Below are 12,733 nucleotides of genomic sequence, written 5' to 3'. Positions count from 1 at the left end.
ATAAGGCTGACGTCGTCTCTGCTTCCATAAGGCTATTGCACCTGATGCATATGCCGAACACAGCGACGGCCACGACAGGTAACACTGTTTTGAATTGGATTTAAGACACCCTAAAAACCAAAAAGAGCAGGTGCTCATCCAACACCTGCTCTTTTTAAAGATCTTTAATTTTGTGCCATTTTCAAACAGTTGCACTTCTGAATTTTTACAGTTTGATTTCTTCGTCTTTTGATGAGAAGAAATGGAATTCCGTGATCTGATACGATGGGTTACTTTTAACCTTTATCCATTGGCCATATTTGATAAACCACTTCATTTGGCGGTTATAGATGCCCTTTTTAATAAAAGCCTCAATATATGGGTGTACGCACAGGGTTATTCCTTTTTCGTTTTGCTCTGTAAGGATATAATTGAAATTGTTCTCAATATCATCCATCAGCAAAATGGTTGGCCTAATAGTCCCTGTACCATTACAGGTAGGGCAAACCTCGCTGGTAACGATGTTCATTTCGGGCCTTACACGCTGACGGGTGATCTGCACTAAACCAAATTTGCTCGGAGGCAAAATGGTGTGCTTGGCACGGTCGTACTGCATTTCGGCACGCAGAAAATCAAAAAGCTCTTTACGGTTTTGCGGTTTGTGCATGTCGATAAAATCGATTACCACAATGCCGCCCATATCGCGCAGGCGTAACTGCCTTGCAATTTCTTTAGCTGCTTCTTTGTTTACCTGGTAAGCGTTCTCTTCCTGGTTTTCTTTGCTGGCCGTACGGTTACCGCTGTTTACGTCAATGACGTGCAGGGCTTCGGTATGCTCAATTACCAGGTAAGCGCCGCCGGCAAGGTTAACTGTTTTACCAAATGCGCCTTTAATCTGCTTTTCGATACCGAAATGGTCAAATATAGGCTCCTTATGCTTGTGCATGCGGACTATACTCTCCATATCGGGCGAGATTTCATGAATGTATGACCGAATTTCTTCGAACATACTATTGTCATTGGTATAAATGTGCTGAAAATCGGGGTTCAAAATATCCCTGAGGATAGTTGATGTGCGCCCTATTTCGCCCAATACCTTTTTTGAAGGCTCAACAGAAGGAAGCTTGGTAATAAACTGTTCCCATTTCGAGATCAGGTCAAGCAAATCTTTCTGCAGCTCATCAACCCCTTTACCTTCGGAAACTGTACGGATGATAACGCCAAAATGCTTTGGCTTAATGCTTTCAACTACTTTACGAAGACGTGTGCGCTCGGTATTGCTTTTTATCTTTTTCGAAATAGAAATTGCTTCCGAAAAGGGTACTAAAACAACATACCGCCCTGCTATCGACAGGTCGGAACTTAAACGCGGCCCCTTAGTTGATATGGGTTCTTTAGCTATCTGTACCGGGATAAGCTGATTTTTGGTTAATATCTCGGAGATTTTTCCTCCCTTATTGATATCGGCCTCAAGCTTAAACCCATCCAGTAGCTTTGACTGATATCCCCCGCTACGTACTTGCTTGGTTAGTTTAAGCAGGCTTTGTACCTGCGGACCAAGATCAAGATAATGCAAAAAGGCATCCTTCTCATAGCCAACGTCAACAAAGGCGGCATTTAGGCTGGGCATGATCTTTTTGATACGGCCCAGGTAAATATCGCCAACTGTATAGTTGTTGCTTACCTGTTCTTTGTGAAGCTCTACGAGTTGTTTATCCTGTAATAATGCAATGGTAGCCCCGTTGGGGGATGAATCGATAATTAATTCCTTTATCAATTGCTACTCCATTTCTTATAACGGTAAAAACCGTGTGTTAATAAGTGGGTAAAAAACACTAATAAATAAAAAGTACCCACCCCGGTTTGGGGCAGGTAAAATCATTAATGTTTAGTCTTAAGTCGTTGGTCGAAAGTTTAAAGTCAGAAAAAAAGACTTTGTACTTAAGACTAAGAACTATCGACTTAACATAAATGCTTATTTCTTTTTATGTCTGTTTTTTCTTAAACGTTTTTTACGTTTGTGGGTAGCCATTTTGTGTCTTTTACGTTTTTTACCGCTCGGCATAATAATAATTTTAAAATGTGTGTTAGTTATTTAATTCCTTAATATATCCATCAATGCGCTGACTGAAAACAGGGTCAGGCATCATTTCTTTGCATTTCTGGTAAGCGTCAATAGCTTCCTTTTTCATGCCTAATTGCTTATAGCTTTCGGCTAAATAGAAAGTAGGTTCCAGTTCCTGCTTTTGCGCAAGCAGTGTTTTAAACCTGCTTACCGCTTTTTCATACTGACCCGATTTCATGGCGAACATACCTAAGTTAAGGTTAGCGTTCCAATTTTTCGGGTCTTTTTTAACAACCTCAAGCAACAGCGCTATACCCTGCATAGGGCCTGCTGCGCCATTAACGTAAGCTATGCCCAACCCGGTTTTACCTTCAAGGTTTTCGGGTTGTAATTTCAAAGCATTTTGAAATGCTTCGGCAGCATCATTCACAAACGCAGGTTGAAATAAAGTATCCTGTGTAAGTTTATATGCATCATTAAAACGGTTACCTGCATTTATCCAGTCTTGTACCTTGTTTTCTTTACGGGCTAATGCCTGGTAATAAAACGCTGCAGGTGCGGGCTGGTTAACATCATCCCAGTGCTTGGCAAGCTGCGCTTGCAAAACCGGTGCATCTGCGTCTGATGCTTTTTTTAACTGGGCTTCAAGGTCATTGATCTTAGCCGCCAATGCATCCCCAATAGCTGCTTTGGCAGGGGCCGACACCATATCAACGGTAACATTAGCTGCCGGTTTAGCAGCGCCCGCTGAGGCGGCCATGGCCGGTTTGCCGTTTTTATCGTCTTTTGGTTTTACTAAACCTTTTACGGGCAACCAATACAAATAGCCCATAATAACAACTACGGCTGCACTAACGACTATTTGTTTTTTATTCATGATGGCGTATAATTATTTTTTGCTGGTTTTGTTACCTGACTTTACTTTCTCAACAAAAGTTTTGGCCGGTTTAAAGCTTGGCACAAAGTGCTCAGGGATAATGATGGCAGTATTTTTTGAAATGTTACGTGCTGTTTTCTTAGCTCTTTTTTTAACCACAAAGCTACCGAACCCTCTTACATATACGTTTTCGCCGCCAACCATTGAGCTTTTAACAACTTTGAAAAACGCCTCAACAGTTTCCTGCACGTCTACTTTCTCTATACCTGTTTTTGATGAGATTTCAGTTATAATTTCTGCCTTAGTCATATCTTATTTACTTAATTTAATTTTATAAATACTTAACTGTTTTGGGGTTGCAAAAGTATCGCTTTATCCGTTAACAGCGAAATATTTATCCGTTTTTTTGCCAGGGGCGTAAAACCTACATTTTCGTTACAATTTTGAGTATGAGAGGCTTATAAATTACTGGTTAAACATCAATTTGCCGGTGTAAAGAAGTGTGAAAAAAGTGTGAAAATCGATCAATCCAACTGGTAGTAAAGGGCTTGTAATTTCACAGGTTAGTTGCCAATATTTATCTCTGATTTTTAAATATCAACTCCCCGACCTCCTGGCTTTCCTCCTGGTTTCTGAATCTTGATTTCATATCTCCAAACCCTCCTCCCTCTTGTTGGTTCTTGATTGCCTGCCTCATGATTCCCCCTCTATGCCTCCTGCCCTCCTCTCTTGATTCCTGATTCTTACCTTCTTGTTTCCTGCCTTCTTGTTTCTTAATTACTTTTACAACAATGAATTTTACCGACGAAGTTGTACAATGGTACTTAAACAACAAACGAAACCTGCCCTGGCGCAATACTACCGATCCTTATGTGATCTGGCTATCTGAGATCATATTGCAGCAAACCCGGGTTGAACAGGGCATGCCATATTTTTATCGTTTCCTGGAAAAATATCCTGATGTAAGCAGCTTTGCCGCTGCTCATGAAGATGAGATCCTGAAGCTGTGGCAGGGACTGGGTTACTACTCAAGGGGGCGCAACATGCTTAAAACAGCCCGGTTGGTACAGGAGCTCCATAACGGACGTTTCCCGGATAGCTATAATGAACTGATAAAACTAAAAGGTATTGGCGAATACACAGCCGCCGCTATCGCTTCGTTTGCAGCTAATGAAGCCAAAGCCGTGGTCGACGGTAACGTTTATCGTGTACTGGCGCGATACCTGGGTATCTATGAGCTTATCAACTCAACCGGGGGTAAAAAAACATTTCAACAAGCTGCCGACGATTTTCTTAATAAGAAAATGCCGGGACTGCATAATCAGGCCATGATGGAGTTTGGTGCCATGCTGTGCAAACCTAAAAATCCGGCCTGTGGTATTTGCCCTGTCCGCCTGGGTTGCGTGGCCTTTAACACCAACACTGTTGCCGCTCTCCCGGTGAAATTAAAAACTGTAAAAGTACGTGAGCGCTTTTTTAATTATTTCCTGGTAACCAACGGCGATACCATTTTGATGAACAAAAGGGGCGATAAAGACATCTGGGCTAATATGTTTGATTTACCTATGGTTGAAACAGATACGCTTTTAAGCCTTGAAGAATTATTAAAACAACCCGAAGTTTTAGCTGTTTTTGGTGATGGTATTGAAGCTACTGAAATCTCGCCGGTTCATAAACATATCCTTACTCATCAGCGGCTTTTTGTAAGACTGATAAAAATTAAAAACCAGCCACTCAAAACGCACGAAAACTGGGTTAAAATTAACGTTCATAACCTGCCTGAGTTAGCTTTACCAAAAATCATTTTTATATTATTAAAAAATATTTTTAATTTGTAAAATAATTTTACGTTAATTTATGGCATGTCTGGAATAAACAAAGTAATACTCGTTGGCCACTTAGGCAAAGACCCTGAAGTACGGAATTTAGAAGGTGGCGTATCTGTTACGAGTTTCCCTTTAGCTACTTCCGAAACTTTTAACAAAGATGGCCGCAAGGTTGAACAAACCGAATGGCATAATATTGTAATGTGGCGCGGACTGGCAGAAGTAGCGGCCAGGTTTCTTTCAAAAGGGAAACTGGTTTACATTGAGGGCAAACTCCGCACCCGCTCATTTGAGGATAAGGAAGGTATAAAAAAATACACTACCGAAATTGTGGCCGAAAACTTCACTATGCTTGGCCGAAAAAGTGATTTTGAAACCGAGCCGTTAAAATCACCCGCAAAAAACGGGGATTCGTTTATAGATCATTTAAATGCCGAAGATTATTAAATTACCGATACTTACTAAAACATCCCAAAGAAAAAATGCCGATAACACTTGTCACTGGCATTTTTTATATCCCGGAAAATTGCAAAACGGTTATTGCTTAAAATAGTTCACACCCTGCGGCGCGGTACAATCGTCGGCCGGTCCGCATATATATGTCAACGTAAGTACATTCCCTCCGGCATTTAAAACCATAGTGTAGTTGGCCGTTACCGCAATGACATTGCTAACCGCCGCCAGTTCGGAAACCGGACCAAAAGCATTGTTTTTGTTTTGATAATCGGTTATATCATACAAGGTTAACACCGAATTCTGGATCTTATACTTTCCAACCCTTTTTGACGCTGTTCCGATAAGCTTTTCGGAAACCGAGTCGATACTGGTCACCGTGCCTTCAAATGTGTGGTCGGTTTTAAAATCGTATTCGTATTGTACCCACTGTTTTGAAAAGGCAGCAGGAACAATCCATTTTCCGGATATTTTTAGCTCACTATTGGTTACCCTCTCTTTGTGACAGCCCCAAAAAGCTGTTACTAAAACAATGGCTAATAAGCCTACCACTTTGGCAGGATTCGTAATTTGTTTCATATCAATGATTACGCTTAAAAAAAGCATAATGATACAGCAGCATATTCTTTTCCCAGCAAACGCAAAAGCCCTCATATAATGGAATATATGAGGGCTTTGCCTGTTAATATTCTATCTTCCTCCCGGAGGGCATTTAGCTTTCAGATACTGTGTAAATAACGTGCGCAAATGCTGTGTTGTACCTTCGCCTTCCGATATCGAATGCGTACGGTTAGGGTATGACATCAGCTGGAACTGCCTGTTGTATTTCACCAGTTCATCAATCAGCAGCTCGGCATTTTTGTAATGCACATTATCATCGCCCGTGCCATGAATGTAAAGCAGGTTGCCTTTCAAATTCTTAGCATAAGTAACCGGCGAACCTTTGATAAACACTGCACGGCCTGCATCATCGGTTGGTACGCCCATATAGCGCTCCTGGTAAATGTTATCATAAGTAAGCTGGTTGCCTACTGCCGCTACCGCTATCCCTGTTTTATAAATATCTCCATACTGGAACATCAGGTTAAGAGTTGATGAACCGCCGCCGCTCCAGCCGTGCACTGCTATACGGGATGAATCGACAAATGGCCATTTAATGATCTCTTTGGCAGCCATAGCCTGATCGCGGATATTGATGATCCCTATGTTCTTGTAAATAGCCTTGCGCCAGGCTGTACCTTTAGGGGCGGGGGCGCCACGGCCTTCAACCGACATGTAAATATAACCGTCATCGGCCATACTGCCTTCATACAGCCTATTACGACCTGTTCCCCAGGTATCCGTTACGGTTTGTCCGGCCGGTTCGCCATAAACGGTAAACAGTACCGGGTATTTTTTATTGGGGTCGAAATTGGTTGGCTTTACCATCCAGCCGTCCATTTCAATGCCATCAACAGTTTTTACTTTGAAAAACTCGGGTTTATTTTTAGCGTTTTTATCAACGGTTATTACAGTACCGCCGATATGCTTGTGAGCTGGCAAACTGATCACCTCGCTTTGCGGGTGGGTATAGCTGTTGCTGAAATTATGCAGCGCAACCTTACCGTTGGGCGAAATATCATAGCTATGCGTGCCCGGTTCATCAGCAGGCGAAACACGCTCGGCTGTGCCGCCGCTTAATTTTATTTTGTAAAGATATTTCTGTGTAGCATTATCCGGCGAAGCGATGAAGTATACATAACCCAAAGCTTCGTCGATCATGTCGATGCCGATCACATCATAATTGCCTTTGGTGATCAGGCTTTCTTTGCCTTCACGGGTTATTTTATACAAATGGCGCCAGCCATCCTTTTCGCTCAGCCATAAAAAACTTTTGCCTTTTTCAATCCAGCCCCAGCCTACCGGGTCGCCCCCGGCTACACGTGCTTTAACATCAATCCATGAATCATTATGCTCTTCGCGGATTACACGGGTTGTGCCGTTTGACACGTTGCCTATAAACACGCGGCTTTCATTTTGCGCACGATTTAGTTGTTCAAGAATAACTTCGTTTGAGTTATCGGCCCATTCCATATTAGGGATGTAATGCTGCACAGCATCGCCGGGCACATTGATCCAGGTAGTTGTACCGGTAGCGGTGTTAACAACGCCCACTTTACATGAGCTTGGATCTTCGCCCGCAACAGGGTACTCAACCGGCACAACATAGGGATAAACCGAATCGGTAGTGTTCAGCATCAAATAGGTTTTGATCTTGCTGGCGTCTATTTGCCAGTAGGCTATCGATTTACTATCCGGCGACCAGCGGAAACCATCGCGGCAGCCAAACTCTTCCTCATAAGCCCAGTCAAAAGTACCGTTGATAAGCGTTTGGGTACCATCGGTAGTTAATTGTTTTACCGAACCATCGGCCAAATCTTCCATGTAAATGTTATGCCCGCTTACGTAAGCAGCTTTACTGCCATCTGGCGAAAATTTGGCGAACATCAGTGATGATGCCGGCCGGTTTTTACCCAACTGCCAAAGCTTTTTGGTATTAGAATCATACACCCAGTAATCGCCTCGGGTATCATAACGCCATACTTTTTTGGTATTGGTATTAATGAGTACTTTTTTGTTATCATCGCTCACCGTAAACCTTTTAACACTGATAGGCGCTTTGCCTGCTGGTGTCAATTCTTCTTTGGTAATAAAAACAGTTTTTTTGGAAGTATCGCGGGCATCAATCATGATAATCTGCCCGCCGGTTATGCGGTAATACTGATAGCCGTCTTTTGTCCAGTTAACGGCGGCCCGTTGCGCCCGGGCCGTATTTTGCAGTAAGATTAACAATAGCGCAGTAAGGAAAAATAATCCCGAACGGTAAAATTTCATATACATTTAGTTTGAATTAATAGAGCGGCGTTATTTTTATTTATTAAATAACGTCACTGTAAATTTTGCGTTAAATTAGCACAATAAAGAACTCTAAAGCCCTCTGTAATGAAAAAAATACCTCTATTGCTCGCTGCCTGCATGTTATTTTTCACATCGGTAAACGCCCAGCGGGCCGACAGGAGCAAATTCATTAAAGACAGTTTAGATCTATATATCAGCAAGGCCTTAACCAACTGGCGCGTGCCGGGCATAGCTGTTTGTATTGTGAAAGATAACAAGGTTGTGCTGATGAAAGGTTATGGCATTAAAGAGCTTGGCCTCATGAACAAAGTTGATGAAAATACCTTGTTCATGATAGGCAGCAATACCAAAGCTTTCACGGCAACAGCGCTTGCCATGCTGGAGGCAAACAAAAAACTGTCATTAGATGACAAGGTAACCAAATACATACCTGAATTTAAACTGGAAGACAAAAACGCAAGCGACCAGGTAATAGTGCGAGATCTCCTTTGCCACCGCCTCGGCTTCCGAACCTTCCAGGGCGATTTTACTTTTTACAATACCAACCTTACACGCCAGGAGGTAATTCAGCGTTTGGGCAAGCTTAAAGCTACTTATCCGTTCCGTACACGCTGGGGATATACCAACGCGGCATTTTTAACGGCCGGCGAGATCATTCCGAAGGTTACCAACGGGCACTCATGGGAAGCTTACTTAAAGGAAGCCATTTTTGCACCACTGGGTATGGGCAATACTTTGGCCCTAAGCAAGGATTTGCCAACATCCTTAAACCGCACGGTGCCGCATACTATTGTCGACGGCAGGCTTACGCCAATCCCTTATTGCCAGATAGATGGGATCGCACCTGCGGGATCTATCAGCTCGTCTGTAAATGACATGAGCAAATGGGCACTTGCTTTACTGAACGATGGTAAGGTTGGGCAGCGTCAGGTAATCCCTTCCGCAGCCATTCAGGCAACACGTGTCCCGCAGGATATCGTGAGTAGTGTTCATCATATGAACGGCGAAAATAACTTTGAGCTTTATGGCTTAGGCTGGTTTATCCAGGATTACTCGGGCCACAGGCTGGTGATGCATGATGGCGGGGTTAACGGCTATTTGTCGTCAGTAACGCTTTCGCCGCAGGATAACCTGGGCATCATCATATTAACCAATACCGATCAGAACCAGTTGTTTGAGGCCCTGCGCTGGGATATTTTAGATGCTTATTTCAAACAACCCTTCCGCAATTACAGCGAAGGTTATTTAAAACAATACAAAGCCAATATCGCAACCGAACAGGCTGAAGATAAAAAGCTGAGGGATTCTGTCCTGTTAAACCCCAAACCAATGTTGTTGCCAAACAAATACATTGGCAAGTACAGCAACGATTTTTATGGCAGCATGGAGGTTACCCAGGGCGAGGGCAACAACCTCGAAATGCGCTTTGAGCATCACCCTAAAATGTATGCCTTGCTAAAACCACTTGGCGGTAACCGCTTTTATGTAACTTTTTCTGACCCTACACTGGGGAAAGCTGTATTTCCGTTCATGGTACAAAACGGCGAGGTTACGGGAGTACGCGTAAAAGTGGCTGATTTTGTAGAGCGGGGTGCGTATGATTTTAAGAAGAATTAAAGCAGGGTTAAATACGATAAAGGTGAGTTAACAAAAGCGTGGGATTGTGCGGTTCCCCTCTTGAGAGGGGCGAAGGGGTGTGTCTCTGCTTTGATAAGCTAATTACATAAACACACCCCTGCTAACGCTCTCCCCTTCGCGTTCCCTCTCAAGAGGGGATTTGAAAATTTAAAAATCTCACATAAAAAAGCGGGATAATTTTTCCCGAAAGAAAAACTATCCCGCTGAAAATATTTAAACAATTAAGCTTATTGCAGCACAATCTTACGAATTCGGTTGTTATAATAGTCGGCTACGTAAACATTGTTGCCGACATCAACGGTAACACCCTGCGGCGAATTAAAAATCCCTGCAGTGCCCACACCTTCTGCAAAACCGCTTGTTCCGTTACCGGCAATTACTTTTAACACTTTATCCTTGGTAATCTCCAGGATCCTGCCATTCTGATCGGCTATGAACAGGTTCCCGCTTTTATCAAACGCAATGGCCGACGGACTCCCGACAATCCCGGTTTGTTTATTACCGCCAACAAAAGTAGTAACAACACCCGCCGGGGTTATTTTACGAATGGCATGATTAAGCGTTTCGGCTACATATATATTATTATTGGCATCAATAGCTATGCCGTTGGGCTTATTGAAAGTAGCGCTGGTTGCGGTTGCATTATCCAGGTAGCTCGCACCCCTGCTGCCTGCAAATGTGGTAACAACACCCGCCGGGGTTATTTTGCGGATCAGGTTATTGCCCATATCGGCCACAAAAATATTTCCGGAGCCATCAATTGCTAACCCACGCGGACTGTTAAACGTTGCTTTCGTTCCTGTACCATCGGCATATCCGGCATCGCCGCTGCCTGCAAAAGTGCTTACCACACCTGCCGGGGTAATTTTGCGGATATTATTATTACCATAATCGGCTACATAAATATTGCCTGTTGCATCCGTAACCAAACTTTGCGGAGCATAAAACTGCGCGGCGGCTATAGGGCCGTCAACATAGCCAATGCTACCATTGCCGGAAAGTGTAGTGACATCTCCTGCTGCAGTAACTTTGCGTATGGCACTGTTAAATGAATCGGCTACATAAATATTGCCGTCGGCACCCACGGTTATCCCCTGCGGACTGTTGAAAAGAGCGGCGCCGCCCAAACCGTCAACAAAGTCGGCCGCCGTATTGCCCGCCAATGTGCTAACTGTTCCTCCTGTTGATGTTGTACCTTCGCCGGTGGTAAACTGCACCACTTTACCGTAGCCTGTACCCGCGCTGTTTACAGCATATGCGCGTGCATAATAAGTCGTTTTAGGGCTTAAGCCGGTAAGCTTTGTAGTATAAGCGTACAAAATTACCGTATCGGTGGTTTTCTTATCGGCAGTGGTAGGAGTTTGATTGGTAGCGCTGTAACAGATACCGTAGCTGCTCAGGCTCACGTCAGTCGATCCATTAAATAAACCGCCTGTATAGGCTATGGTTCCACTTTCGGGAGTCACCACATCCATTGTGGTTAAATCAGGCACGGTTACGGGTGTAACGTTTCCTTTTTTACCACAGCTTGTGCCGGCCAAAGCAACGGCAAATAAAAACGCGGCAAATAAAATTGTTTTGGTAAAGCTCTTTTTCACGAGTTAGTTTAAAAGTTATATGTAGTAAGTAAGCAAAATTAACTTATCAATACGTAGCAAATTACTTTAAAGTAACATTTTAACAAATATTAACATACTTATTACTTACCAAAAGGTTCCACCGCCCTGCAAACACAAATAAAACCAGTTAACTACTGCCACACGGGGGCAAAATCATCAAAATCCGGCAACATTTTTGGTGTATACCTGTTATTAATTTACTATGAAACTAATAACGCTGTTCATATCCCTTTTGATAGCCAATACAGCTATTGCGCAAAAACATGTACCACTACCCCACGGAATGATATTTGGCGAAAAGCCCGACACGATAGCTTTAATGCCCGCCTCCAAACTGGAAGCTTTTATGGGAAAAAAACACGGGTCACCACGGCCATCAGTGGCAGGGTTATTAAAGTAATCAAAGAAAAAGGCGGCTCGTTTGAAATGGATGCGGGTAACAACCGGGTCATAACTGCCCATTTTACCAATGCAGGGATAAACCTTCCCAGGCAGTTGGCGGGCCGTACGGTAATCATTTCAGGAATAGCTGCTAAACAATTCATTGCCGATGACCTGCAGCATATGGCCGGCGATACGGTTAGCGGCAAAAAGCAGCATAAGGTAAATGCCAACCCTGGCCGAAAGGTTAGCTTTGAAGTAAAAGGATTAATGATAGATAAATAAAGCTATTCAAGCCGGGTAAATATCTACCCGTTTGTTACTATGAGCTGCCTTAATTTTTCAGAAACCTCGTTTTTGTTTACTGCAGATGCTTCGCGTTTGCATTTCATATAATGTTCGCGGGCAATTTTTTCGGCCAGGTCGCCGATGGTTTTTACATGCATCTCTTTGCCAAAACGGCCTGCAAGTTTTAAACCAATCCCGGCTATTACCATACCGGCAATACCTATGGCCAGGTAATAAAAGGCCAGAACAAAGCTAACCACCAATATCATGGAAAAAAGGTTAACTATCCACTGCTTGGGCTGAAGCAAACGGATCTGGAAACCCATCTCTTCTTCAATAGCGGCCACAGCCTCAATACGGCTATCGCGCGGAAAAAGATCAGCGAGTTTGGTTTGGGGCTTTATGATATCCTTATCATACCCCGATGATGTATTGATGGCATTACGGAGTTTGTAAAACGCCTGCTGCGTGGTACAGCCATCATTTGTTTTTTTACCTTTTCAACAACAACGTCGCAAAGTTTACCAAAGTTTTGCACATCGTTTACCGATGTATCGTTCAAACTGATGTTAAATGATTTTTCAATTTTCACTAAAACATCATCCATATCTTCAGGATCAACACTCTTCAGGCTGATTTCCTGACCATTAGCCGTATTAACTTTCAATCTATAGCAACTAAATACAACAATAGTGAACCTGCAATTAGG

Annotated in this window: 13 protein-coding genes; 5 read left to right on the top strand and 8 right to left on the bottom strand. The window is 43.1% G+C overall.

Annotated elements, in window-relative coordinates:
* Window positions 1-205: 205 nt before the first annotated feature.
* The 3 genes from ACQ86K_RS00140 to ACQ86K_RS00130 all read right to left on the bottom strand — a co-directional run bounded on the left by ACQ86K_RS00140 (window position 206) and on the right by ACQ86K_RS00130 (window position 3,230).
* Entirely contained in the window at window positions 206-1,756 is a 1,551-nt protein-coding gene (locus ACQ86K_RS00140; protein ID WP_090534648.1) for an Rne/Rng family ribonuclease, read from the bottom strand.
* 310 nt (window positions 1,757-2,066) lie between these two features.
* Entirely contained in the window at window positions 2,067-2,921 is an 855-nt protein-coding gene (locus ACQ86K_RS00135) for a tetratricopeptide repeat protein (protein ID WP_091175691.1), read from the bottom strand.
* Between the two features lie 12 nt (window positions 2,922-2,933).
* Entirely contained in the window at window positions 2,934-3,230 is a 297-nt protein-coding gene (locus ACQ86K_RS00130; protein ID WP_090534644.1) for an HU family DNA-binding protein, read from the bottom strand.
* Between the two features lie 482 nt (window positions 3,231-3,712).
* Here ACQ86K_RS00130 and mutY point away from each other — a divergent pair, with 482 nt between their 5' ends.
* Together mutY and ACQ86K_RS00120 are read left to right on the top strand one after the other, a co-directional pair.
* Entirely contained in the window at window positions 3,713-4,759 is a 1,047-nt protein-coding gene (mutY, locus tag ACQ86K_RS00125) for an A/G-specific adenine glycosylase (protein WP_091175694.1), read from the top strand.
* Window positions 4,760-4,783: 24 nt separating this feature from the next.
* Window positions 4,784-5,194, top strand: coding sequence for a single-stranded DNA-binding protein (locus tag ACQ86K_RS00120; protein ID WP_091175697.1), 411 nt, complete (start codon window positions 4,784-4,786; stop codon window positions 5,192-5,194).
* A 90-nt stretch (window positions 5,195-5,284) separates the two neighbouring features.
* Here the strand turns inward: ACQ86K_RS00120 and ACQ86K_RS00115 are convergent, their stop codons facing one another.
* Together ACQ86K_RS00115 and ACQ86K_RS00110 are read right to left on the bottom strand one after the other, a co-directional pair.
* Window positions 5,285-5,779, bottom strand: coding sequence for a hypothetical protein (locus ACQ86K_RS00115; RefSeq protein ID WP_143020900.1), 495 nt, complete (start codon window positions 5,777-5,779; stop codon window positions 5,285-5,287).
* A 111-nt stretch (window positions 5,780-5,890) separates the two neighbouring features.
* Complete coding sequence (locus ACQ86K_RS00110; RefSeq protein WP_431199527.1) at window positions 5,891-8,074, bottom strand: S9 family peptidase; 2,184 nt, start codon at window positions 8,072-8,074, stop codon at window positions 5,891-5,893.
* Between the two features lie 108 nt (window positions 8,075-8,182).
* On the opposite strand from ACQ86K_RS00110, the gene ACQ86K_RS00105 reads away from it, so the two are divergent.
* Window positions 8,183-9,715 (top strand): serine hydrolase, encoded by a 1,533-nt coding sequence (locus ACQ86K_RS00105; RefSeq protein ID WP_091175707.1) that lies wholly within the window; start codon window positions 8,183-8,185, stop codon window positions 9,713-9,715.
* Between the two features lie 248 nt (window positions 9,716-9,963).
* Here ACQ86K_RS00105 and ACQ86K_RS00100 read toward each other — a convergent pair whose 3' ends face one another.
* Window positions 9,964-11,334: an NHL repeat-containing protein gene (locus tag ACQ86K_RS00100; protein WP_091175710.1), complete on the bottom strand. Its 1,371-nt coding sequence runs from the start codon at window positions 11,332-11,334 to the stop codon at window positions 9,964-9,966.
* 223 nt (window positions 11,335-11,557) lie between these two features.
* Between ACQ86K_RS00100 and ACQ86K_RS00095 the strand changes: the two genes are divergently transcribed.
* Together ACQ86K_RS00095 and ACQ86K_RS00090 are read left to right on the top strand one after the other, a co-directional pair.
* Window positions 11,558-11,755 (top strand): hypothetical protein, encoded by a 198-nt coding sequence (locus ACQ86K_RS00095; protein ID WP_431199526.1) that lies wholly within the window; start codon window positions 11,558-11,560, stop codon window positions 11,753-11,755.
* Window positions 11,731-12,021 carry a DUF4920 domain-containing protein gene (locus ACQ86K_RS00090; protein ID WP_431200762.1) on the top strand — a complete coding sequence of 97 codons (291 nt, stop codon included), beginning with the start codon at window positions 11,731-11,733 and terminating at the stop codon, window positions 12,019-12,021. Before ACQ86K_RS00095 ends, ACQ86K_RS00090 begins: the two co-directional genes overlap by 25 nt.
* 23 nt (window positions 12,022-12,044) lie before the next feature.
* On the opposite strand, the gene ACQ86K_RS00085 is transcribed toward ACQ86K_RS00090, so the two are convergent.
* Both ACQ86K_RS00085 and ACQ86K_RS00080 read right to left on the bottom strand, forming a co-directional pair.
* Entirely contained in the window at window positions 12,045-12,371 is a 327-nt protein-coding gene (locus ACQ86K_RS00085; protein ID WP_431199525.1) for a hypothetical protein, read from the bottom strand.
* 53 nt (window positions 12,372-12,424) lie between these two features.
* Window positions 12,425-12,691, bottom strand: coding sequence for a hypothetical protein (locus ACQ86K_RS00080; protein WP_431199524.1), 267 nt, complete (start codon window positions 12,689-12,691; stop codon window positions 12,425-12,427).
* Window positions 12,692-12,733: the final 42 nt, after the last annotated feature.

Source organism: Mucilaginibacter sp. P19 (assembly GCF_050632265.1).
GTDB classification, from domain to species: Bacteria; Bacteroidota; Bacteroidia; order Sphingobacteriales; family Sphingobacteriaceae; genus Mucilaginibacter; species Mucilaginibacter gossypii.
Note: the sequence above shows the minus strand (reverse complement) of the source record. Positions and strands in the feature narration are given on the sequence as shown.

Excerpts from the sequence above, each read along its gene's own strand:
- ACQ86K_RS00105 (WP_091175707.1), top strand. The coding sequence starts at position 8,183 with ATGAAAAAAATACCTCTATTGCTCGCTGCCTGCATGTTATTTTTCACA.
- mutY (WP_091175694.1), top strand. The coding sequence starts at position 3,713 with ATGAATTTTACCGACGAAGTTGTACAATGGTACTTAAACAACAAACGA.
- ACQ86K_RS00095 (WP_431199526.1), top strand. The coding sequence starts at position 11,558 with ATGAAACTAATAACGCTGTTCATATCCCTTTTGATAGCCAATACAGCT.
- ACQ86K_RS00115 (WP_143020900.1), bottom strand. The coding sequence starts at position 5,779 with ATGAAACAAATTACGAATCCTGCCAAAGTGGTAGGCTTATTAGCCATT.
- ACQ86K_RS00110 (WP_431199527.1), bottom strand. The coding sequence starts at position 8,074 with ATGAAATTTTACCGTTCGGGATTATTTTTCCTTACTGCGCTATTGTTA.
- ACQ86K_RS00130 (WP_090534644.1), bottom strand. The coding sequence starts at position 3,230 with ATGACTAAGGCAGAAATTATAACTGAAATCTCATCAAAAACAGGTATA.
- ACQ86K_RS00135 (WP_091175691.1), bottom strand. The coding sequence starts at position 2,921 with ATGAATAAAAAACAAATAGTCGTTAGTGCAGCCGTAGTTGTTATTATG.
- ACQ86K_RS00120 (WP_091175697.1), top strand. The coding sequence starts at position 4,784 with ATGTCTGGAATAAACAAAGTAATACTCGTTGGCCACTTAGGCAAAGAC.